The 22,082-nt window shown below is 39.3% G+C and carries 21 protein-coding genes; 12 read left to right on the plus strand and 9 right to left on the minus strand.

Going from position 1 to position 22,082, the window contains the following annotated elements; translation table 11 throughout:
* Positions 1 to 6 precede the first annotated feature (6 nt).
* Both IGJ99_RS03940 and IGJ99_RS03945 read left to right on the plus strand, forming a co-directional pair.
* Positions 7 to 270: a type B 50S ribosomal protein L31 gene (locus tag IGJ99_RS03940; RefSeq protein WP_010736059.1), complete on the plus strand. Its 264-nt coding sequence runs from the start codon at positions 7 to 9 to the stop codon at positions 268 to 270.
* A 693-nt stretch (positions 271 to 963) separates the two neighbouring features.
* Complete coding sequence (locus tag IGJ99_RS03945; protein WP_349520142.1) at positions 964 to 3,183, plus strand: M60 family metallopeptidase; 2,220 nt, start codon at positions 964 to 966, stop codon at positions 3,181 to 3,183.
* A gap of 157 nt (positions 3,184 to 3,340) precedes the next feature.
* Here the strand turns inward: IGJ99_RS03945 and IGJ99_RS03950 are convergent, their stop codons facing one another.
* The 5 genes from IGJ99_RS03950 to IGJ99_RS03970 all read right to left on the minus strand — a co-directional run bounded on the left by IGJ99_RS03950 (position 3,341) and on the right by IGJ99_RS03970 (position 8,463).
* Positions 3,341 to 4,645 carry a PTS sugar transporter subunit IIC gene (locus IGJ99_RS03950; protein ID WP_023519264.1) on the minus strand — a complete coding sequence of 435 codons (1,305 nt, stop codon included), beginning with the start codon at positions 4,643 to 4,645 and terminating at the stop codon, positions 3,341 to 3,343.
* 28 nt (positions 4,646 to 4,673) lie between these two features.
* A complete protein-coding gene (locus tag IGJ99_RS03955) occupies positions 4,674 to 4,979 on the minus strand; it encodes a hypothetical protein (protein ID WP_010736056.1) in 306 nt (101 codons plus the stop codon).
* Positions 4,980 to 5,204: 225 nt separating this feature from the next.
* On the minus strand, positions 5,205 to 6,008 hold the full coding sequence (locus IGJ99_RS03960) for a TPM domain-containing protein (RefSeq protein ID WP_023519265.1): 804 nt from the start codon (positions 6,006 to 6,008) through the stop codon (positions 5,205 to 5,207).
* Positions 6,005 to 7,198 carry a TFIIB-type zinc ribbon-containing protein gene (locus IGJ99_RS03965; protein ID WP_438770630.1) on the minus strand — a complete coding sequence of 398 codons (1,194 nt, stop codon included), beginning with the start codon at positions 7,196 to 7,198 and terminating at the stop codon, positions 6,005 to 6,007. The genes IGJ99_RS03960 and IGJ99_RS03965 overlap by 4 nt, the downstream gene beginning before the upstream one ends.
* A 17-nt stretch (positions 7,199 to 7,215) precedes the next feature.
* Entirely contained in the window at positions 7,216 to 8,463 is a 1,248-nt protein-coding gene (locus IGJ99_RS03970) for an SPFH domain-containing protein (protein WP_438770631.1), read from the minus strand.
* Positions 8,464 to 8,927: 464 nt separating this feature from the next.
* Here IGJ99_RS03970 and dnaX point away from each other — a divergent pair, with 464 nt between their 5' ends.
* The 9 genes from dnaX to rsmI all read left to right on the plus strand — a co-directional run bounded on the left by dnaX (position 8,928) and on the right by rsmI (position 15,852).
* Positions 8,928 to 10,664 (plus strand): DNA polymerase III subunit gamma/tau, encoded by a 1,737-nt coding sequence (gene dnaX, locus IGJ99_RS03975; protein WP_010736052.1) that lies wholly within the window; start codon positions 8,928 to 8,930, stop codon positions 10,662 to 10,664.
* Between the two features lie 18 nt (positions 10,665 to 10,682).
* Positions 10,683 to 10,994 (plus strand): YbaB/EbfC family nucleoid-associated protein, encoded by a 312-nt coding sequence (locus IGJ99_RS03980; protein WP_010736051.1) that lies wholly within the window; start codon positions 10,683 to 10,685, stop codon positions 10,992 to 10,994.
* Between the two features lie 23 nt (positions 10,995 to 11,017).
* Complete coding sequence (gene recR, locus IGJ99_RS03985; protein ID WP_019722633.1) at positions 11,018 to 11,614, plus strand: recombination mediator RecR; 597 nt, start codon at positions 11,018 to 11,020, stop codon at positions 11,612 to 11,614.
* An 89-nt stretch (positions 11,615 to 11,703) separates the two neighbouring features.
* On the plus strand, positions 11,704 to 12,366 hold the full coding sequence (gene tmk / locus IGJ99_RS03990) for a dTMP kinase (RefSeq protein WP_010736049.1): 663 nt from the start codon (positions 11,704 to 11,706) through the stop codon (positions 12,364 to 12,366).
* A complete protein-coding gene (locus IGJ99_RS03995; RefSeq protein ID WP_010736048.1) occupies positions 12,363 to 12,692 on the plus strand; it encodes a cyclic-di-AMP receptor in 330 nt (109 codons plus the stop codon). The genes tmk and IGJ99_RS03995 overlap by 4 nt, the downstream gene beginning before the upstream one ends.
* Before the next feature lie 8 nt (positions 12,693 to 12,700).
* A complete protein-coding gene (holB, locus tag IGJ99_RS04000; RefSeq protein ID WP_010736047.1) occupies positions 12,701 to 13,639 on the plus strand; it encodes a DNA polymerase III subunit delta' in 939 nt (312 codons plus the stop codon).
* Between the two features lie 39 nt (positions 13,640 to 13,678).
* Positions 13,679 to 14,503 (plus strand): PSP1 domain-containing protein, encoded by an 825-nt coding sequence (locus IGJ99_RS04005; protein WP_010736046.1) that lies wholly within the window; start codon positions 13,679 to 13,681, stop codon positions 14,501 to 14,503.
* Positions 14,496 to 14,843, plus strand: coding sequence for a DNA replication initiation control protein YabA (locus tag IGJ99_RS04010; protein WP_010736045.1), 348 nt, complete (start codon positions 14,496 to 14,498; stop codon positions 14,841 to 14,843). The genes IGJ99_RS04005 and IGJ99_RS04010 overlap by 8 nt, the downstream gene beginning before the upstream one ends.
* Positions 14,844 to 14,982: 139 nt before the next feature.
* Complete coding sequence (gene rsmI / locus IGJ99_RS04015; protein WP_010736044.1) at positions 14,983 to 15,852, plus strand: 16S rRNA (cytidine(1402)-2'-O)-methyltransferase; 870 nt, start codon at positions 14,983 to 14,985, stop codon at positions 15,850 to 15,852.
* A gap of 261 nt (positions 15,853 to 16,113) precedes the next feature.
* Here rsmI and IGJ99_RS04020 read toward each other — a convergent pair whose 3' ends face one another.
* Together IGJ99_RS04020 and IGJ99_RS04025 are read right to left on the minus strand one after the other, a co-directional pair.
* A complete protein-coding gene (locus tag IGJ99_RS04020) occupies positions 16,114 to 16,662 on the minus strand; it encodes a hypothetical protein (protein WP_153830327.1) in 549 nt (182 codons plus the stop codon).
* A 28-nt stretch (positions 16,663 to 16,690) separates the two neighbouring features.
* Entirely contained in the window at positions 16,691 to 17,050 is a 360-nt protein-coding gene (locus IGJ99_RS04025; RefSeq protein ID WP_034691329.1) for a hypothetical protein, read from the minus strand.
* Between the two features lie 474 nt (positions 17,051 to 17,524).
* On the opposite strand from IGJ99_RS04025, the gene dinB reads away from it, so the two are divergent.
* Positions 17,525 to 18,661 carry a DNA polymerase IV gene (gene dinB / locus IGJ99_RS04030; protein ID WP_375152659.1) on the plus strand — a complete coding sequence of 379 codons (1,137 nt, stop codon included), beginning with the start codon at positions 17,525 to 17,527 and terminating at the stop codon, positions 18,659 to 18,661.
* 102 nt (positions 18,662 to 18,763) lie between these two features.
* Here the strand turns inward: dinB and nrdG are convergent, their stop codons facing one another.
* Positions 18,764 to 19,366 carry an anaerobic ribonucleoside-triphosphate reductase activating protein gene (nrdG, locus tag IGJ99_RS04035; protein ID WP_010736040.1) on the minus strand — a complete coding sequence of 201 codons (603 nt, stop codon included), beginning with the start codon at positions 19,364 to 19,366 and terminating at the stop codon, positions 18,764 to 18,766.
* Positions 19,367 to 19,735: 369 nt separating this feature from the next.
* Positions 19,736 to 21,925, minus strand: a complete 2,190-nt coding sequence (nrdD, locus tag IGJ99_RS04040; protein WP_019723769.1) for an anaerobic ribonucleoside-triphosphate reductase — start codon at positions 21,923 to 21,925, stop codon at positions 19,736 to 19,738.
* Positions 21,926 to 22,082 lie beyond the last annotated feature (157 nt).

Here is a 22,082-nt window from a genome sequence, read left to right on the forward strand (position 1 = left end):
AATAGCATGAAAGAAAATATCCATCCAGATTACCATCCAGTCGTATTTTTGGATTCTACAACTGGTTTCAAATTCTTGTCAGGTTCAACAAAAACTTCACAAGAAACAGTTGAATGGGAAGACGGTAATACATACCCAGTCATCCGTGTCGAAGTAACTTCTGACTCACATCCATTCTACACTGGACGTCAAAAATTCACACAAGCAGACGGACGTGTGGACCGTTTCAACAAAAAATACGGTCTCAAAGACGAAAACGCTGCAGAATAATCAAACCATTGTTAAGTCAAGGTTTAACAGACTATCCTATCAGGATAGTCTGTTTTTTGCTTTTGATCTTTTGTAAATACCAATGTACCACTCATGAAAACAGCAAAACGATTTACTGTTTCTTCTGATCACTGGTTGGCTGTTAACGAAGAATTCTAAACATTAGGTTTATTCGCTTGGTATACAGAAGTACGTGTTAATTTCCTACGTTTTCAAAAATAATAATAGGTTTATGAATTAAGTTTTTTAATGTGTAGATGTATGCTCAGAATCTTTTTCCAAATAAAGAATATTCTGCAAGTAACGATGATTCAGCATTCGACATCAGAAGAAAAGATACTTGCTGTCGAATGCATATCAGACGCGGACATTCCAGAGATAAGAAAAATCTATTTGCTTAAACATTCTAAAACTGTTTCTATCAGAGGCTAGGTCATTCAAGTAGTCTGTTTTTTTATTATATAGGCAAAATATACAAAACATGTTTATTCTTTCCTTATTTTTTTAAATCATTGTTTGATAAGGATAGTGATATAAACAGCAATTTTATAGGTAATTATCAGTTGAAGCATAAATAAAATAAATTTTTTTTCATTTTTTTTAGATGTGATGAAAAATTGGTAAATAACATATTCTTTCAGATGTTATAGTTATTTTGTAATAAAAATTAATTTTAGGGGAGTTATTTTAAAAATGAAGAAAAGTTTATTATTTAGCGCTGCACTGTTAGGAATAGTTATGTTTTCTGATATAACTACTGCAGATGAAGTTATTCATTCGAGGGATAATGAAAAAGCTACCATATCTGCAATCGTACAAACAAATCAAAATATTTCTACTAAACTGGAACTCAAACAGAGTGAGAATCTAAATACATATAGATCAACTATTTTAGATAATCCATTTGGTCCGAGTACTAATCAATCGACCGGAATATATAAGCGTGGGAATGATGTGATCGAGATATACGTAGATGAATCAACTGATCAAACACAACTGCCGACATATACAGTTACTACACCTGCTTTAACGAGTTTTTCGGAAGGGTCGGCAAATGGAACACAACTGGTTAAGGGACGTAATGTGATTTCTGGTTCGCAAGTCGGTCTGATCCACATTCGAAATGAATCTGGTCAAACAGCGCAAGGAAAACTAAGTATTGAAATCAAAGGTGGGATAAAGATTCCTCGGTTTATTCTTGGTAAAACAACCCAGCAGGAATGGACAAAAATGATTGCCGATAATCCGACAGCAGTAGGCTATGAACTAGTCGGTGACCGTGTGTTAGTGACAGGATCGAATCGAACACTCCAGGATGCAAAGGATCCTGAGACGATTCTTAATGCACATGAGAAAGTCATTACATTCCATAATCAAACGTCTGGTTTAGATGGTAGTTCTGCTGTCCATCGAAAGCCAGTTGGTTTGTTCCAGCATTTGCGAGAAACCATTCAGTCTGGCTATTATATGTATGCTTTTTATCAACATACAGCTTATAACAGCACCTCAGATGCAATGAGAGCAGTACTGAATCCTACGACTATCGGACAATGGGGAATTTGGCATGAACTTGGTCATACGTATCAATTATCACGAATGAATTGGAAAGACTTGACGGAGGTCACAGTAAACATTTATTCTCTGCGCGCAGAAAAAGGACTGAGCGAGCGTAGTCGTCTAGAAAGAGATAATCGTTATCCAACTATTTTCAACTATTTGAATGGAACAGGACAGAAACAATTTGATGACCAGGATATCTGGACAAAATTAGGAATGTTCTGGCAATTGGAATTAGCATTTGGTGAAGATTTCTATCCTAATTTACATAAAATGTATCGAAATGAACAACGCGCCCTTCCTACGGAACAAGATAAACGTCAGTATTTTGTCGTTGCGGCTTCAAAAATCAGTGGTCAGAACTTACAACCTTTCTTTGAAAAATGGGGTATTCAAGTAACTGCTGAAAGTCGACTTGAAATGGAAAAACTACCAAGCTTGACTAAAAAAATCTGGGAGTATCGAGATGAGATGACAGGTGAAGTAGGAGATATCGATGGTGGTACGAACAATAATGACAAAGAAGCACCGACGATTCCATCAGATCTTGCGGCGAATGAGGTAACAAGTCATTCTGTCAAATTAACATGGAATCCATCATCAGACAACACAAAAGTCAAAGGGTATAATGTTTATCGGAACAACGTAAAAGTGGGAACAACGGATAAGCCAGAGTATTTAGATGAAAATTTAAAGAGTAACGAAGTATATGTGTATCAGGTGAGTGCTTATGATGAAGCAGGTAATGAATCAGCAAAAACGGGCTTCTTGACGGTTGTTACACGACAAGAAGAAAAAGATGACGAAGCACCAAGCATCCCTACAGGTTTGACACAAGGCACTGTTACTACAAATACCGCACAGATCACTTGGACTGCTGCGACAGATAATTTACGTGTGGCTGGCTACAATATCTATCGTGATGGGGTGAAAATCAATTCAGTAACAGGCTTGAATTTCACCGATACAAATCTAGCAAGCAATACTAGCTATACTTATCAAGTCAGTGCTTATGATGGAGCAGGTAATGAGTCAGGAAAAAGTCCGGCAGTGATAATCAAGACCAATGAGCAAAATGTTATTCAAGATACTTGGCGCAGTGACCAAATTTACACAGCAGGAGATTTAGTGATTTATAACGGCATCCAATACCGTGCTAAATGGTGGGTCAGAGGTGAACGTCCTGATACATCTCAGGCATGGGAGAAAGTAGATAAAACACAAACAGAAGAATGGAGAACAATCAAAGCATATTCTGGTGGTGACCGAGTCGTCTACAAAGGAAAGACCTATGAAGCAAAATGGTGGAATACCAATAGCAATCCCGAAACAAGCAGTGTCTGGGTATTGAAATAATAAGTTACAACAAATCAGTTTCGCTAGAATGAAAAAACAGTAATGAAAAATAGCACCTACTTCTTTCTTTAAGGAAAGTAGGTGCTGTTTTTATGAAATAAAAGAAGTTGACTCAAACTTACTTTAAGTATTTCTCAAATTAGTTAGATAGTGGTGTCTATCTTGGTGTTCCAGTTTCTAAAGCCTGTTCTTTTGCTAATTCATTTTTATCATAAATCTTAACAAATGGATAATACATGAAAATGGAAAGAATGATCAATAAAATGTTCAATACGGCTGCCCGCCAGTCACCACCTGTAGCTAAGTAAGCACCAATAGGACCAGGGAGCGTCCATGGTGCGGTGATGGTAACAGCACTGACTAAACCTAGTTTAGTCGCAAACCAAGCGATGGTTGCGCAAACCATTGGAGCAAAGATAAACGGAATGATCAGTGTTGGATTCAATACGATCGGTACGCCAAAGATAACTGGCTCATTGATATTGAAAATAGAAGGAGTGATGATTGCTTTACCTAATTTTGAAGCATATTTTGATTTGGCTGTGAAGGCAAGCAGAATCGCTAAACCGATCGTACAACCTGCGCCACCGATCCAAACAAACCATTGATAAAAAGGTTCAGCTGCAATATTGGGTAAAGCCTCACCAGCTGCTGCTGCAGTTGTATTGGATTCTAAGATCTGCAACCATAAGGGGCGAGCAAGTGAACCAATGATGGATACGCCATGGATACCGAATGCCCAGAAGAAAGTGATTAGAAAAATCAGCAACAAGACACTCGGCAACGTATCGGTTGCGCTGATCAAAGGGCTGACAATTTTTGAAACGGCAGTGTGCCAATCAAAGCCGATGTAATAGCTGATCGATGCCATGACTAAAATCACGATCAAGGTTGGCGTTAATGCTTCGAAAGAACGAGCGACCGCAGGAGGTACTTGCTCAGGCATTGTGATTTTAAATTTCGATTTATCCGTCAAACGATACACTTCGACTGCAAAAATTGAAGTAATGATTCCGACAAACATCCCACCACCGCCAAGATTGGCCATAGGCAAAACAAAACCAGAAGTACCAGCAGCTTCCGCAGCCTCAAGAGGAATATTGACAGGGATAAAGGTCAACAAAAAAGCAATCGTAGCGAGTAACCCACCAGAAACAACATCTAGTTTATAGGTTTTGGCTAAACTGGCACCGATGCCAAATGTCGCATATAGAGACATGATATACATGGTCATGCGATAAGGTAATAAAATAGTTGCTGCATTTTCGGACAAGAACTGATAGATCCCCCAACTGGGCGGTAAGGGCGGAAAAGCAATGATCAAGAAAAACGAACCGACGATAATTAGTGGCAATGTAGCTATGATCCCATCACGTATGGCACGTAAATGTCTTTGGTTGGCAATTGTAGCCATTGGACCTGCCAAATAACGCTCAATGATTTCTGTAAACTTTGTTAACATATTGACACTCCTTTTTTATCGATAGAATTTAGAAGATGATGCCTTGATACAACCATAGATAAGCGACGAACATCAGACAGACTGTAGCGATAAGAAATGTTCGGATACATCCTTTAGTAAAACCTGTATTAGTTGAAATAAAATAATAATTGCCAGTGATGACAGCAGCTAAAGAGGGAGGAAGAAAGAGAAAGACACCCAGTCGAACTTCCCAGTGCAATAAATAGAATAAATAGGGAATGAAGATACCACTGACGATACAAGCAAGAAGCAAGTAACAAGCCGATTTCATCCCAAAATGAATGATTGATGGAACTGTTTCTTTATTATTCATGGTGAGACCTCCTTTTGTCCATTTGAAACGCTTTCATAAATCAAGTATACATTTATGAAATTAAAAATCAATATATTTATCTATCTAACGTAATTTTATTTCTATACCTATGAAGTATGGACAAGTGTGTAAGTATTTGATGAAAGAATCAAAAAATATGGATCAGATAGAGGGAGTCCCTCATAATCTGATCCATGTTTTGGTTTGTGTTCTGTTTTCGTTTAATTAAAAACTTCGGCCGCCGCCGCCAAAGGTACCGCCACCACTCGAATGAGTCGTGCTGCCACCACCACCGCTTCCTGGGGGTGGCGCTTTAGGGATACGACGAGTCGTGACAAAGGAGTTCGTTAAACGATCTGTTTTGTCCGTCAATTTGATACTTGCCTTTTCACGAAATGGGTATTTATATGTCCCGGATTTCAATTGGTATCGTGAGGCGGTGATCATATAAAAAGCGATGCTTAAGATAGCTGCCAAAGCCACCGCAATCACTATTTCGACGGTAGTCAAAACTTTATACCGAGTGATTTTACCTGTGGCTTCATCTATACGATAATGACCGCCAGGCACTCCTTCATCTACATAAGTAGAAGCTTTGGTCAAATAGGCTTGGGCTGCTGCATAATAGTTTGCATTCGTCATCTGATCATAGACATCATCTAAAATCGAATCGATCCGGCGATCCGTCAAATAGTCAATCATATTTCCAGAAGTGGAGATATAGATTTCTCGTTGCCCCATATCTAAAAGTAAAACAGAACCATTTTGATCATTTCCTATTGCGGTTTTTAAATAGTTGTCAGCGAAGTCTCTAGGTTCTGCAGTATTTGAGGTAGTCGTGACAATAAATACTTGTCCTTTGATCTTGTCATTGATTTCTTTCGCTTGTTGGCTCAGTGTGTTGACTTGTTCGCTTGTAAATAAATTCGCCTCGTCATTGATTGTTGGGGTAGCGGCTCCTACGATCGGTGTCCACAGTAAACTAATGGCTAATAAAAAGAAAATGGAGAGACTTTTTTTACTCATCATATCAAATAGCCTCCAATCATAAAGAGGATCGCTAAAACAGTGAATATCCCGAAAGAGGTCAAAGCGAGTTTTTTATGACTGATCGGTAATACACCGCTAACTTTACCCGTTTGGCCATTCATTGCATAATAATAGACTTTCTTGTTAGAATCGTTGCTACGGTAAGTAACAAGCCAGACCGGTAACAAGACATATTCATTTTTTTCGCCAGTGATTTCTGCAGAAGCACGTACTCCGGTCAAAGTAGTATAGCCATTGGCTGTATCTCGCAACAATTTTTCGGAATAGTCACGTAACTCATTTTGGATATCTGCTTTGATTGCTTGGTACTCAATGTCACGTTGCTCTGCTTGGAATCCAGCGAGATATTGACTTTTGAATCCGATAGCTTTAGCTAAAGGAAATGGTTGGACAGCTTCCACCATTTTTTGTTGAGTATTTTTTGACAAAGCATTTTTTACTAATTCTTTGAAGAAAAGCTTTCCTTCACGGTGTACGGCATATTGTTTTGTTTCGGTATACTCGATATCACCGACACGCCAGATTCTGACAACTGTCCCGTTGGCTTGTAAAGAACCATCTAGTTCAGCGTCGGTTGCCCAATATGGGAAATAAACGCCAGTTAATTTGTCGATTTGCTCCTGATTGAAAAATGCTTTTGGTACAAACCATTTTTTCTTCGTCCATGCGAGAAACTGTTTAATTGCTTCTTCTTTTTCTACAGCAAAAGGCAGAACTTTATTTGGTAAGAAGTCACCACTTAGTCGTCCGGATAGCACGACTGGATTATGACAGTAGTAACAATAGGTAGCAGCTGTAGTGGCTTCTGTGACGATTTCTGCACCGCAGTTTGGACATAAAAATAGTTCCATGTTGCTTTGTTCGTCAGTAGCCGTCTGTTCAGCTGTTGCCTCTGTATCAGTCATTCCACCAGCATCGGCAAATGCTTGACGTTCTGTTTCATCCATTTGATCGAGCTGTTCTTCTGCTGTAAAGGTGAACTCATCCGTTGCAACTGGTTGATCTTGAGTCCCATTAATGTCGCGGGCCGCTTTTTGTTCCTCTTCATATTGACTGACTTCTGCTTCTGTATAAATATTTAGGCAATAGTCGCAATGAAATTTTTGATCTTTTGGATCGAAGGTCAATGGTCCGCCACAATTGGGGCATTTATGTGTTAAAGCATCCATTCAGGCACCCCTTTCAACTAGTCGAGTGGGATACCTTTGAATGGTTTTCCACAATTTGGACAAAACTTAGGAATTCCATTTGAAAGATCCACTACTTCATGACATTCGCTACATTTCATTTCAAGCTTTGGTTGGCTATTTGCCACTGGTTTTGCAGCACCACAGTTTGAACAGAATTTCCCGGTGTTTTCGGTACCACAGACAGGGCAAGTCCATGTATCGTTAGTACCTTGAGCTGTTTGTTGGTTTTGTTTTTCTTGTTGTTGCTTGATTTGTTCTTGATTATTTTGTGCGGACTGAGCTAAGTAGGAGCCATTGGCATTCATGCCCATTCCCATACCCATAAAGCCAGTCATCGCACCGGCATCATTTTTACCTGCAGCTTCCATCCCACGAGCAATCGAACCTTGCACATAGCCCTCACGGACACTAGGATCACCTAACATGGCACCTTCATTGCGCATGTTGATGAGTTTGACCGAATCATCTGTGTAAGAGATGCTAGCAACTGCGACAGAAACAATCTCCATCCCACGAAGCTCACGCCAGGAATCGTCTAACGCTGTGCCCATATATTTGCTTAGTTCTAAACTTTTTGATGGGACATAGGAAATACGTTGCCCATCAGCAGACATTTGGTTGATCGCTGTTTGAAGAGCAGTCAAGAATTCTGCTAAATATTGTTCATTGATATCTGCAATTTCAACTTGCGTCTTATTTTTAGGAATTGCATTTGTATAGAATAAGATTGGATCGGTGATATGGATAGAGTACGTTCCATGCGCACGTAAGAATAATTCTGCATTATAGAAATTATCAAAGTAATTTAATGGCGCGCTTGTGCCAAATTTGATTCCTTTGATCTCTTGTAGATTGATATAGAATACTTGTTGTTTTTGTGGAGTTACGCCACCAAATTTAAAGCGGTCAAAGGTTTCAGCGATTGCACCTTTCAATGAACCATTGAACATGGAAGGGGCAGCATCGTTTTTGATCGTATAATAGCCTTCTTCAGCTGTGTAATCGATGATTTTTCCACCATCTACCAAAAGCATCATCATGTTCGGATAGACATGAACGACTGTGCCATCTGTCAATACATCTTCTGTACCTTTTCGATTGGATCCTCTTTTATCGTCTTTACGTACCTTGACACCTTTTGTCATGACTGTGGTGTCGCTCATATTGTCTGGTTCAATGACTTCGATCCATTGATCTGCTAATCCGCCGCCGATCATGCTAGTTGCTGCTTTAATAAGTCCCATAAAAAGTCCTCCCTGTGAGCAAGTATTTTTTTACTACGTATATGTTTGTATTATACCATAGGAGACTGAAAATGCTCTCAGTCGAAAGATGTAGAAAACCAGAGCACCTATTTCCCACATTCAGCCATACGTTTTAGAACTGAACTTTTTTTCAGAATCTGGATAAATACTGTTCAAGGCGCAACTCTTTGGACACAGCTCAAAAAATCAACGATGAAATAGCTATTTTTGCTGTTTCTGTCTAATAGTCTAGAGTTTAAGGTTTCTTTCACAACCTAGACAAACGATGTTCGAAATTGGTATTTAGCCGAAACATCCCAAAATACGAGCAGCTTTTTTGAATGTTAAAGCTTATTTCTAAGTGTTGCTCACTTCTGTTACAACCGAATAAAGTATAGTAGTTTTTTTGGGCTAAATCACGTATAATAAAAGTTAGTGAATTTTTCAAAAGAAGGGGGATCCTTATGGCATATCAAGCACTTTATCGTGTGTGGCGTTCACAGCGATTTGAGGATATCGTTGGACAAAAAGCTGTGACACAAACATTGAAAAATGCGATTGTTTCCCATAAAACCTCACATGCCTATTTGTTTACAGGACCAAGAGGGACAGGGAAAACAAGTGCGGCAAAAATATTTGCCAAGGCGATCAATTGCCCAAACAGCAAAGATGGTGAACCTTGTAATCATTGTGAGATGTGTCAGTCGATCACGACTGGGACACAAGAAGATGTCATTGAAATCGATGCGGCAAGTAACAATGGTGTCGAGGAGATCCGTTTCATCAGAGATCGAGCAAATTATGCACCAACAAAAGCCGCTTACAAAATTTATATCATTGATGAAGTCCACATGCTTTCGACTGGAGCGTTCAATGCTTTACTGAAAACACTGGAAGAACCAAAAGAAAGTGTTATTTTTATTTTAGCAACCACTGAACCGCACAAAATCCCTGCAACGATCATCTCTCGAACACAACGTTTTGATTTCAAACGGATCAATGCAGCAGATATTACCGAACATTTAGAATATATCTTGGATCAAACAGAGATTGCTTACGAAGCGCCTGCGTTGACAGTCATCGCACGAGCAGCAGAAGGTGGGATGCGAGATGCGTTAAGTATTCTTGACCAAGCGATTTCTTTCAGTGATGGCACGATCACGTTGGATGATGCAATGCAAGTCACGGGGAGTTTGACGAATGAGATGATGGATGCGTATCTATCCGCTTGTTTTAGCAAAGAGATCCCACAAGCCTTACAAGAATTGAATCAAATTTTAGCGGCAGGAAAAGAATCACGGCGCTTTTTAGAAGATCTGTTGTCTTATTGCCGTGATCTATTGATGTTTCAGCAAGCACCAAATCTATTAGAGGAAACCTCACATGTCAAAACAGAAACATTCACGACATTGGCGAAAGAAATCCCGGCACAACGCTTGTTTCAAATGATCCAAATTTTGAGCGATACACAAAATGAGGTGCGTTTTACAAATAGTGCGACTATTTATTTAGAGGTTGCGACAGTGAAACTAGCTCAATCTTCAGCAAATGAAAGTCAGCAAGTGCCTAGTGAAATCGATCAGCAACAAGTAAAACAATTGCAACAAGAGATCCAAGAGCTGAAAAAGGAAATCAAAGAAATCAAAAATGGCACGGTGAAAGTCACTGCGAATCAGCAAACGCCGCAATCACCTGTTCAGAAAAAACAGCCAAGTACATACCGTATTCCTACGGAACGGGTGTATAATGTACTAAAAGAGGCGACAAGGAAACACTTGAATGAAGTAAAAGAAGTCTGGGATGATCTTTTGATGAGTTTGTCAGTGACCCAGAGAGCGATGCTCAAAGCAAGTGAACCAGTTGCGGCAGGACCTAATGGACTAGTGATTGCTTTTGATTATGAAATCGTCTGTCAGCGCGCAGCTAATGACGAAGAGCTTCAATTAGCGATCCACAACCAACTTAGTCGCATGATCAAAGATTATGCGCCAGAGCCTGTCTATATCACACGGGAAAGTTGGCCTGGTCTAAGAAAAAATTATCTCGTCCAAGCAAAGGATGGAGAAGCAGAAGAATCGTTTGCGTCTGATGATGAATCAGACGAGATCGAATTGCTTCCTCAAGAACAAACAAACCAAGAAAATGTAGTGACGAAAGCTGAAGAACTTTTCGGTTCAGCAGTCACAGTAATCGATGATTAGAAAAGGAGAGCGATATTAATGATGCGCGGAATGGGAAATATGCAAGGGATGATGAAGCAAGTCCAAAAAATGCAAAAAGAAATGGGCGAAGCCCAAGAAAAACTAAATGAAACAGAATTTACTGGTAGTTCTACGAATGATCTAGTCAAAGTCGTCTTTACTGGTAATCGTCGAATGAAAGATATCCAGATCAATGATGAAGTAGTTGACCCAGAAGATACAGAAATGCTACAAGATTTGATTGTGATGGCTGTAAATGACGTATTAGAAAAAATCGATACAGAATCAGAAAAAACAATGGGAAAATACACTAAGGGCTTACCCTTTTAAATTTTCCTGAAGGGGAAATGAACATGCAATATCCAGAACCAATTGCCAAACTGATCGACAGTTATATGAGACTTCCAGGTATTGGTCAAAAAACAGCGACAAGACTGGCTTTTTATACGATCGATATGAAAGATGAAGTGGTCAATGAATTTGCCAAAGCTTTATTGAGCGTCAAACGCGATCTACATTTTTGTAGTATTTGCGGAAATATCACAGAAGAAGATCCTTGTGAGATCTGTAAAGATCCATCGAGAGATCGTGGCATCATTTTAGTCGTTGAAGAACCAAAAGATGTCATGGCGATGGAGAAGATGCGTGAGTATCGTGGCTTGTACCATGTGCTACATGGTGTATTGTCACCAATGGAAGGTACGGGTCCAGAAGATATCAATATTCCTCCTCTCTTACAACGTTTGCATGATGCAGAGGTCCAAGAAGTGATCATCGCAACGAATGCGACCACTGAAGGAGAAGCAACAGCAATCTACCTTTCACGATTGATCAAGCCTGCTGGTATCAAAGTCACACGGTTAGCTCATGGCTTATCTGTTGGTTCCGATATCGAATATGCAGACGAAGTGACTTTAATGAAAGCGGTCGAAGGCAGACGTGAACTATGATTTTTTTCTACGAGTCAGATCGCGGTAGTTTGATCAACAAAGATTTTCAGATACAATAGAAAAGCAAGAGAAGAGATGGAGGAACAAGTGTGAACGGCTTATTTATTACGATCGAGGGACCTGATGGTGCAGGTAAAACGAGTATCATCAAAGAACTATATCCTCTTTTACAACAAGTAGCAAAAACAGAGATCATTCAAACTCGGGAACCAGGTGGGATACCAATTGCTGAACAGATTCGTGCAGTGATTCTTGATCCCAAAAATGATCGCATGGACGAGCGAACAGAAAGTTTATTATACGCAGCTGCTCGAAGACAGCACTTGGTCGAAAAAGTTTTACCTGCACTTTCGAGTGGGAAAATCGTTTTGTGTGATCGTTTTGTCGATAGTTCGTTAGCCTACCAAGGTGCGGGTCGTCGGATCGGCGTAAACGAGATTGCTGAACTGAATGAATTTGCTACAGAAGGAACGACTCCTGATTTTACTCTTTATCTTGATGTGGATTCTGACACAGGATTACGTCGCATCGCTAAAAATCGGCAGAATCAAATCGATCGCTTAGATTCAGAGGGATTAGAGTTCCACCAGCGTGTCCGTCATGCCTATTTGAAATTGGTAGAGGAGCATCCAGACCGCATCCATAAGATCGATGCAAGAAATAGTTTTGAAGAAGTGTTACAATTGAGTTACCACGCAATTATCAACCAATTTCCACAATATTTTGAAAGTCAGGAAGGTGAACGTAAATGAAAATCATTTTAGCAATCATTCAAGATAAAGATAGCAACCGTTTGTCCAATGAATTGATCGATGCAAACATTCGTGCGACTAAATTATCTTCTACTGGTGGTTTCCTTAAAGCGGGAAACAGCACATTTATCGTTGGTATTGAGGACGATCGTGTCGAAGAAGCATTAGAGATCATCAAAAAAACATGTGAGTCAAGAAAACAATTTGTTTCTACTCCAGTAACGTTAGATATTTCAATGGACGGTGGCGTTCCTTATCCTGTAGAAGTAGAAGTGGGCGGAGCAACAGTCTTTGTCTTACCAGTTGAAGGATTCCACCATTTCTAGGAGGAACTATGGCTCAAGAAAACATACTTGCGCAAATGCAACCTCTCGTGTATCAACAACTTCAACGAAGTTTTGAGCATGGGCGTCTCGCTCATGCTTATCTTTTTGAAGGTGAAAAAGGTACAGGAAAGCATGAGGTAGGCATTTGGTTAGCACAACATTTATATTGTACGAATATGAACAACCAACAACCTTGTGGCAGATGCAATAATTGTCAACGGATCAAAAATCAAGAACATCCGGATGTACTCGTTCTTGCACCCGATGGTCAGTCGATCAAGGTCGATCAGATCCGGCGCTTACAGACAGAGTTTAGTCGTAGTGGATATGAATCAAGGAAAAAAGTATTCTTGATCCAGGAAGCAGAAAAAATGAACGCGAGTGCGGCCAATAGTCTATTGAAATTTTTAGAAGAACCACCTGGTGATTTTCTAGCGATTTTAGAAACGGAAGCCATTGGTCGGATCTTACCTACGATCCAATCTCGTTGTCAAACCTTGCATTTCCAAGAATTGTCAAAGGATTCATTGATTCAAAAATTACAAGATCAGCAAATTTCTGCGGAAAAAGCAAAACTTTTGTCATTCTTGACAAACAGTTTAGGAAAAGCAGTTGAAATCTCAGAAGATGAATGGTTTAATGAGGCTAAGGACTTGATTTATCAATGGTTTGTCTACTTAGATAAAAGAGATACACAAGCCTTTATCTATGTCCAAAAACGATTGGTGAAAGTATTTAAAGAAAAAAAACAACAATTTACTGGTTTTTCAATTTTAATGTATTATTATCAGGAAGCTCAAAAACAGGCGATAACATCTGGGGAGTATGGTAAAGTCAAACGGCTGAATCAAACGATTGAACGTATTTTGTTAGCAGAACAAAAACTGCGTAGCAATGTGAGTTTTCAAGCCGTTGCTGAGCAATTTGTATTACAAACGATTTTTTGATTTGTCAATTTATATTTTGCGTAATCAAGGAGGCCACAAATGGTAGAAGTAGTAGGTGTCCGTTATAGAGATGCTGGTCATGTCTATTATTTTACACCCGGAGATTCAGAATATGCATACAATGATAAAGTGTTAGTCGAGTCTCAGCAAACTTTACATATCGCAACGGTTGCTATTCCCAAAAGAGATATTGATCTGGAAGATTTACCTGAAACCATCAATCCCATTTTGCATAAAGCAACAACTGCTGAGCTAAAAAAATGCAACAAAAATGAAGAAGATGCAAAAAAAGCTTTTTTGATTGCGAAAGAAAAAATTAGAGAGAGAAAACTAGAAATGAAGATCGTCCAAGTTGAATATACTTTTGATCGAAGCAAATTGACTTTTTATTTTGCGGCAGATGGACGTATTGATTTTCGTGAATTAGTGAAAGATTTGGCGGCCGTTTTTCGTACAAGGATCGAATTGAAACAAATCGGTGTTCGGGATGAGGCGAAGATGATCGGAAGTATCGGGCCTTGTGGGCGACCACTCTGCTGTTCTTCTTTCTTAGGAGATTTTGTCCCTGTTTCGATCAAAATGGCAAAAGAACAAGGATTATCACTGAACCCAACTAAAATTTCTGGCTTGTGCGGTCGCTTGATGTGCTGTCTACAGTATGAAAGTGAAGCATATGAAGCCGCAAAAAAAGAACTCCCTGACTTTGGGAAAACACTTGAAACTCCTGATGGTAAAGGGAAAGTCGTAGGATTGAACCTGCTTAGTTGCTTAGTTAGTGTGCGACTGAACGGACGGGAGAATCCTGTTGAATATGAATGGGATGAACTAAAAAATTTCATCCAAGTAGGTGAGATGAATGGATAAGAGATCATTATATGATGGGTTGAACCAATTGGAGTCAGAGTTACGAAATACATTGACTGAATTAGTAGAGATGAAACATGCACTGCATGAGATCGTTGAGAAAAATACCACCTTAGAGATGGAAAATCAACGATTACGTGAACATCTTCGTGAATTGAACCAAGTGGCGCAAGCTCCAGCTGAAAATGCCAAACAAGAACTATCAAAATCCCGAATGAATCTTGAAAAGATTTACGAAGAAGGATTTCATGTTTGTTATGATTTGTATGGTTCAAGACGTGAAAATGATGAACCTTGTGCGTTCTGTTTAGAAGTGATCTATCGTGAAAGTGGACGCTAAATCAAAGGATCTAGTGGCTTCTATCACAGTCAATGAATACCGCAAAGCATTCTTGTTTTGCGGTATTCGTCGTTGAACTACCAGGATAAATTTTTTAATTAGAGTAGCTTCCTTTACTCTGTTTGATAAGGAGAATCATATGTATAACCAAAAGAGCTTTAAAGGAAATCACGTGTTTGGCACACTTTACCTCGTTCCAACACCGATCGGAAACTTGGAGGATATGACTGTTCGCAGTGTGCGGACATTACAAGAAGCGGATTTGATCGCGAGTGAGGATACACGCAATACACAAAAGCTATTGAATCATTTCGAGATCCAAACTCCCCAAAAAAGTTTGCACGAACATAATTATAAAGAACGTATTCCTCAATTGATCGACTGGCTAAAAGAAGGAAAAACGATAGCACAAGTAAGCGATGCGGGCATGCCATCTATCAGTGATCCTGGACATGAGCTTGTTGTTGCTTGTATCAAAGAAGATATCCCAGTTGTAGCATTGCCAGGTCCTACAGCGGGTATAACCGCATTGATTGCCTCTGGGCTTGTTCCGCAACCATTTTTATTCTATGGTTTCTTACCTAGAAAGAAAAAGGAACAACAGGACATACTAGCATCTCTTGTCGCACAGAAAGCAACATTGATTTTTTACGAATCACCTTATCGCGTAGCCGCAACGTTGACTAACATGTTGGAAGTGTTCGGCAATCGTCAAGTGGTGCTTTGTCGAGAATTGACGAAGATCCATGAAGAATACCTACGCGGAGACATCGAAGAATTACTTGGTTATTTAGAAAAACAGCCGATCAAGGGAGAATGCTGTTTACTTGTTGAGGGAAGCAACGAGGAAATAGTTCCAACTGAACAGCTTCAAGGTAGCTTGAAAGAACAAGTACAACAATTGATCGATCAAGGAGAAAAACCGAATGCGGCAATCAAAACGATTGCAGTCAAAAACGGAATCAAGAAACAAGAAGTTTATCGTCAGTTCCATGAATTGGATAATTAAACGAAATAAGAAGAACAAGCTACATCAACTATTCTAGATAAATGAAGCGGAGAGACGGAAATCAGGTTTAGATTTTCGTCTCTCCGCTTATTATTGATGAATCATTTCTTAAATTATAGTTTTCGTATTTTGAAAAGAGTAGAAGGGAACAATACAGCTATTTAGTTTACTGCGATGATTCCACTCTTTTTTGATGCAGAAATTATTTCGACAGCTTGTTCGTTTGATTGCATCTAAGTGATATAAGAAGGGTTAACCGGATTAATCTACAGGATCACGATAAGGTAAAATAGAGATATTCTCGCTTTGTCCGGCTTGCCCAGCGCTACCACTTTTTCCAGCACTGCCACTTGTTCCCGGTGAGCCCGGCTTGCCATCACTTTTCTTAGACCCGCCTTTTCCAGCAGCACCGCCTTTTCCACCTTGTCCAGGGGAAACGTCATGTGTACCTGTAAGAATATATTCCACTCCTTCCTCTATATAGATAACTATATTTGCTCCGTTTCCACCGTTTCCGCCATCCGTGCAGCTCTTTGAGGCTTCGCCGTCTCCGCCACTGTCACCATTTCCACCATTCCCACCATAGCTGCCAAAAGGAGTATCTCCTGTAAGTTTTTTGATATAAAACTTACATTCAGATGAGTTGCCACCCTCTGTTCCGGGAGAGCCATCTGCACCCTCAGTCCCATTTCCACCCAATTTTTTATTAATATCGGAACCACCGTTTCCGCCGTTTGCTCCAGCTGCTCCATTCCCGCCATTCCCGCCATTTCCTCCATGTGTCCCAATGACGACAATTCCATTATTCAAGGAAGTATGCTCCAATTGAGTCATCTGTTCAGTTTGAAAGTGGACATGTGTGTGCACAAACGAGACTAGCGTTCTTTTCTAATGTCACCGACTTAAAAGAAAGGGAGACCGTATCGCCAGAATCAATCACAAAACTAGTGTTTTCTTTGATTGTGAGATTTTGCTCCTTGCTGCCATAATGCTGGAGAGTCATAGGGAAGATAAAGCGATTCAACATTTCCTCGTACACCTGAGCATCATTAGAATTACCATATACATAAGCTTTTAGAACAGTACATAGATTTTGACTTGTACGGTTTTCTTTTAAATTGATATCTGGTAGTACTTTGAAGCGTTCATCTTCGGTTGTTAACTCATTTTCAAATAGAAAATCTGGCGTTCCAGTCAATAGTTTGAGAGTCTGAACATCAGGACATTTGATTTGCTGACAATTTTTTTTGCACTATCAGGAGTCAAAGTAAAAATATCAGAAGTACTCACAATATGATTGGATGGTAGAGTATTATCGGGAGTAGTTCTTGTCAAATTTTTTTTTAAGAATTTAGTTCTGAACTGATTGATTTTTTAAAACTCTTTTTCTAAAACGGGGCTAACGTTATTTTTTAAGTTATTTAACATGGATACTCTCCATTAATTTTAATTAAGACTGGCCAGTCTTTTACAAACAGATAATAGCATAATATAATGATGTTTTAAAATCATAAGAATTGTTATTTAATATTGAGCATGTCCAAACGAATAAGTAGACTTGCACAAATAGAGACGTGTGCCAAAGAAAAGACAGCGCGTATTCACAGGATTTAAGGAAAGATCTTTTCTTGAAAGGGAACAAAAGTTCGTGTATAATGATAGTGGGGTGAGTCTGATGGAATTACAGTTTCCTTTACATAATGATACGTCTAGAAAAATCATTCATATCGATATGGATGCTTTTTTCGCGTCCGTTGAAGAACGAGATCACCCTGAACTTCGTGGAAAACCCTTAGTGATCGCCAGACATCCCAGTGATACTGGCGGGCGTGGGGTAGTGACGACGGCTAACTATGAAGCACGTAAGTTCGGCATCCATTCAGCAATGAGTGCCCAAAAAGCCTATGAACTTTGTCCAGAAGCGATTTTCAAACCGGGAGACCACCAAAAATATAGTGAGATATCAAAAGAAGTCAGGGAGATTTTTTATCGCTATACAGACTTAGTCGAACCAGTTAGTATTGATGAAGCTTATTTAGATGTCACGAATAATAAAATCAATTGTAAATCAGCGATTAAGATCGCCCGAATGATTCAACTTGATATTTGGCAAACGGTGCATCTGACTTGTTCGGCTGGTGTCAGCTATAATAAATTTTTAGCGAAACTTGCATCAGATTTTCAAAAACCTAAAGGAATGACGGTCGTCACCCCCGAAGAAGCTGTCGATTTCTTAAAAGCATTACCAATCGAAAAATTTCATGGTGTCGGCAAGAAAACTGTTCCTAAAATGCATGAATTAGGTATTTTTACAGGAGAAGATCTGTATCAATGTACTGAAATGATGTTGATCCAACAGTTTGGTAAAATGGGGTATTCGTTGTATCGAAAAGTACGAGGTATCCATGATTCGCCGGTCAATGTTACCCGAGAGCGTAAGTCAGTTGGGAAAGAGCATACGTATGGACAACCACTAAGAACAGAAGAAGAAGTTCTTGGTCAGTTACGTCAGCTGGCTGAGAAAGTGGAAGATTCTCTCCGGCGTGTTCAGAAACATGGAAAAACAGTTGTCTTGAAGATCCGTTATACCGATTATTCTACAGTAACGAAGCGAGTGACATTACCAGAATATGTCTATAAAAAAGAAGCACTGTTTTATCAAGCTAGTCTGATATGGGAAGAGATTTTAGGGATAGAGAAGGGGATTCGTTTATTAGGTATCACACTGACGAATTTAGATCCGATGACTTATGAGAATATTGTGTTACCTTTGTGGGAAACGCAAGCGATAGAACCAGAAATAGAATAAAGAATGCTCCATCTTAGACTTTGAGACAAAAGCGGAATTCACTTCTGTCTGGGTCTTTTAGATGGAGCATTCTTTATTGTGTTCAATCAAAACTGAGTATAGTTAAATCAGTTCTTGTTTTTTTATTTGTTCATATGTTTGCGTAGCATCTGTACATTTTTCCCAGATGACGACTTGTTTTTCAGCAAGCGATCGTTGCACGTCAATGATACGCTGATTGCTGCTTCCACGAAATTGTAATTTGAAATCTCTTTTTGACCATTCAAAACGGCCATCAACAAGAATATCGAGTTTCGAGAGCAGTTCTAATTTATCTTCCGAATCTTGTAATAATTCATCGAAGGTATAACCGGTCCAAGACCAGATGTCTTTGCTGTGACCAAATTCTTGCCGGATTCGATCAACTACACGTAGGCAAACATTCGTATTCAAAAAAGGTTCACCACCTAAGAGTGTCAATCCTTGGACGTAATCGTTACGTAGATCAGCCATGATCTGTTCTTCCAGTTCTGGAGTGAATGGTTTGCCGTAACGGAAATTCTGAGCGGCTTTGTTAAAACAACCTTCACAGGCAAATAAACAGCCACTTACATATAAGCTATTACGAACACCTTCGCCATCCACAAAGTTGAACGGTTTATAATCGGCGATATAGTCATGACTATAATCTTGAGCCAGCCATTCTTTAGGTTTAGGATTTCTCATAGTAAAACTTCTTTCATTATAAAATGGTATCCGTTATAAAAAATTCTTGACGGTCGTAGGAGACATAAGAAAATAGCCAGAGGAAGGGATGCTATCTCTCGTATGACTTGGAGTTGAACGACTTTCTCACAATCTCATTTACGGTGTTCGAAAAGCTGACCTTCAACACTAAGCTGAAAAATCAAAAAATATGAGAAGCTATTTTCTGATTTCCCATCTTACTGCTCAGGTCAGGACGCTTTTCTCACAACCTCATTTACGGTGTTCAAGAAGCAACACTTCGGTAATAAGTCAAAAAAATCTAAAATGAAAGAACCATTTTTGATTTTTCTGTCTTATTACTCAGTGCTAAACGCTTCTTTCACAACCTTACTTCATATGTTTCACGCGTGATGAGATTTCTTTGTGTCTGCCGTGGACCATTGGGCGGGCTTGTGGGTTTCCTAGATAGCCGCATGTTCGTTTGACTACGTCACATGATTTTGGATCGTGATTGCCGCATTCTGGGCATTCAAAGCCACGTTCAGTTGGTTGGAAATCTCCTTCAAAACCACATTGGTAGCAATGATCGATCGGTGTATTGGTTCCTAAATAGCCTACTTTGTCATAGGCAAAGTCCCAAACAGCTTCTAATGCTTTAGGGTTTTGTTGCAACACTGGGTATTCACAGTAATGGATAAAGCCACCAGAACAGTATTTTGGATAGTCTTTTTCAAATTCAAGCTTTTCAAATGGCGTTGGATTTTTACGCACATCATAGTGGAAACTGTTAGTGTAATATTCCTTATCTGTGATATTTTCAACGATACCGAATTTCTCTGTATCTAAACGGCAAAAACGATCCGTCAAGCTTTCACTTGGTGTGGAATATACGCTGAAGTGATAGCCATATTCATTTCCCCAAGCGTCTGCATTGGCTTTTAGTTTTTTCACGATATCTAGAGTGAAGTCTTTGGCTTCAGCATTATTTTCCCATTCACCGCCAAAGAAAGAAGCAGCGACTTCATAAAGTCCGATGTAGCCTAATGAAACAGTTGCTCGACGATTTTTAAATAATTCATCTACGGCATCTGTACGAGATAGTCGTTTACCGAATGCACCATACATGTAAAGGATCGGTGCATTTGCTGGAATCGCTTCTTTACAACGTTCGACACGATAAACTAAGGCATCTTTCATGATCGACAAGCGATCTGAAAGTAATTGCCAGAATTTTTCTTGGTCACCGTCTGCTTCTAAGGCGATCCGCGGCAAGTTCAACGTAACCACACCTAGATTCATTCTTCCGACATTCACTTCTTCACCGTTCTCGTCTTTCCAACCTTGTAAGAAGGAGCGACAGCCCATTGGTACTTTGAAGCTTCCTGTCAATTCAACGATCTTGTCATAATTTAGAATATCTGGGTACATTCTTTTTGTGGCACATTCTAAGGCTAATTGTTTGATGTCATAGTTTGGATCAGTTGGTTTAAGATTGATTCCGTCTTTTAGTGTAAATATCAATTTTGGGAAGATCGCTGTCCGTTTCTCACTGCCTAATCCATTGATTCGGATTTGTAAAATCGCTTTTTGGATTTCTCGTTCAAACCAATTTTTACCTAGACCGAAGCCGAGTGAAGTAAAAGGCGTTTGTCCGTTGGAAGTGAAAAGTGTATTGATCTCATATTCCAAACTTTGCATGGCATCAAAAATATCTTTTTTGGTTTTTGCTTTTGCATAGGCTTCTTGCCGTTCGGGTGTGTCGATCCATTCTTTGGCATCAATTAAATGTTTTTTGTAATTTAATTGTGCAAAAGGAGCAAGCAATTCATCTGTGCGATCGGCAGAACATCCGCCATATTGGCTAGATGCAACATTGGCAATGATCTGTGAAATCTGTGCCGTTGCTGTTTGGATCGATTTTGGTGATTCGACTTCTGCATTTCCAATTTTAAAGCCGTTGTTCAACATACCTTTGAAGTCGATCAAACAGCAATTTGTCATTGGTGTATACGGATGGTAATCGAGATCATGATAATGGATATCGCCTTTTTGATGGGCGTTGGCAATATGCGGTGGAAGTAATTTCAATCCGATCGATTTCCCAACGATGCCAGCAGTCAAGTCACGCTGCGTATTGAATACATTACTATCTTTGTTCGCATTTTCATTGACAACACTTTGGTCTTTATTGATCAGTTTCTCGATCGAAAAGTTGATGTCAGTTGCTTTACTACGAGCAAAATCACGTTTTGTTCGATAATGGATATATTCTTCTGCTAAGGCATATTCGTTTTTTTCTAACAAGATATGTTCAACGATGTTTTGGATCTCATAGATTTTTACGTTATTTGCGAAGCGATCTTTGATTTCTTTGATCACAAGTTCTGCGATTGATTGGATCTTTTCGTACGTAATAGGAGATAAGGAACCGTGAATTTTCTTTTCTGCTTTGATCAGTGCGGCATTTATTTTCTGTTCATCAAATGGTACCTCGCGTCCATCGCGTTTGATGACAGTCATTTTTTTGGTTTCAGGCTGTTTTTCTAGCACAGCCATTTCTTGATCTGTTCGTTTCATTTTCTTCAGCTCCTACAAAAAATAGTTCTTGTCTATCATAAAACAAATTGAAGAAAGGAGCAACTAATTATCTGCTACATATAGTGTTTTATCGCTGTATAATTGAATGAGTATACTATATATGGTGTATATTATCTTGTGAAAAAAAGTGAAAACG

The organism is Enterococcus sp. AZ095b, from assembly GCF_051714725.1.
GTDB classification, from domain to species: Bacteria; Bacillota; Bacilli; order Lactobacillales; family Enterococcaceae; genus Enterococcus_B; species Enterococcus_B pernyi.

Excerpts from the sequence above, each read along its gene's own strand:
- IGJ99_RS03940 (WP_010736059.1), top strand. The coding sequence starts at position 7 with ATGAAAGAAAATATCCATCCAGATTACCATCCAGTCGTATTTTTGGAT.
- IGJ99_RS03945 (WP_349520142.1), top strand. The coding sequence starts at position 964 with ATGAAGAAAAGTTTATTATTTAGCGCTGCACTGTTAGGAATAGTTATG.
- IGJ99_RS03950 (WP_023519264.1), bottom strand. The coding sequence starts at position 4,645 with ATGTTAACAAAGTTTACAGAAATCATTGAGCGTTATTTGGCAGGTCCA.
- IGJ99_RS03955 (WP_010736056.1), bottom strand. The coding sequence starts at position 4,979 with ATGAATAATAAAGAAACAGTTCCATCAATCATTCATTTTGGGATGAAA.
- IGJ99_RS03960 (WP_023519265.1), bottom strand. The coding sequence starts at position 6,008 with ATGATGAGTAAAAAAAGTCTCTCCATTTTCTTTTTATTAGCCATTAGT.
- IGJ99_RS03965 (WP_438770630.1), bottom strand. The coding sequence starts at position 7,198 with ATGGATGCTTTAACACATAAATGCCCCAATTGTGGCGGACCATTGACC.
- IGJ99_RS03970 (WP_438770631.1), bottom strand. The coding sequence starts at position 8,463 with ATGGGACTTATTAAAGCAGCAACTAGCATGATCGGCGGCGGATTAGCA.
- dnaX (WP_010736052.1), top strand. The coding sequence starts at position 8,928 with ATGGCATATCAAGCACTTTATCGTGTGTGGCGTTCACAGCGATTTGAG.
- IGJ99_RS03980 (WP_010736051.1), top strand. The coding sequence starts at position 10,683 with ATGATGCGCGGAATGGGAAATATGCAAGGGATGATGAAGCAAGTCCAA.
- recR (WP_019722633.1), top strand. The coding sequence starts at position 11,018 with ATGCAATATCCAGAACCAATTGCCAAACTGATCGACAGTTATATGAGA.
- IGJ99_RS03995 (WP_010736048.1), top strand. The coding sequence starts at position 12,363 with ATGAAAATCATTTTAGCAATCATTCAAGATAAAGATAGCAACCGTTTG.
- holB (WP_010736047.1), top strand. The coding sequence starts at position 12,701 with ATGGCTCAAGAAAACATACTTGCGCAAATGCAACCTCTCGTGTATCAA.
- IGJ99_RS04005 (WP_010736046.1), top strand. The coding sequence starts at position 13,679 with ATGGTAGAAGTAGTAGGTGTCCGTTATAGAGATGCTGGTCATGTCTAT.
- IGJ99_RS04010 (WP_010736045.1), top strand. The coding sequence starts at position 14,496 with ATGGATAAGAGATCATTATATGATGGGTTGAACCAATTGGAGTCAGAG.
- rsmI (WP_010736044.1), top strand. The coding sequence starts at position 14,983 with ATGTATAACCAAAAGAGCTTTAAAGGAAATCACGTGTTTGGCACACTT.
- nrdG (WP_010736040.1), bottom strand. The coding sequence starts at position 19,366 with ATGAGAAATCCTAAACCTAAAGAATGGCTGGCTCAAGATTATAGTCAT.
- nrdD (WP_019723769.1), bottom strand. The coding sequence starts at position 21,925 with ATGAAACGAACAGATCAAGAAATGGCTGTGCTAGAAAAACAGCCTGAA.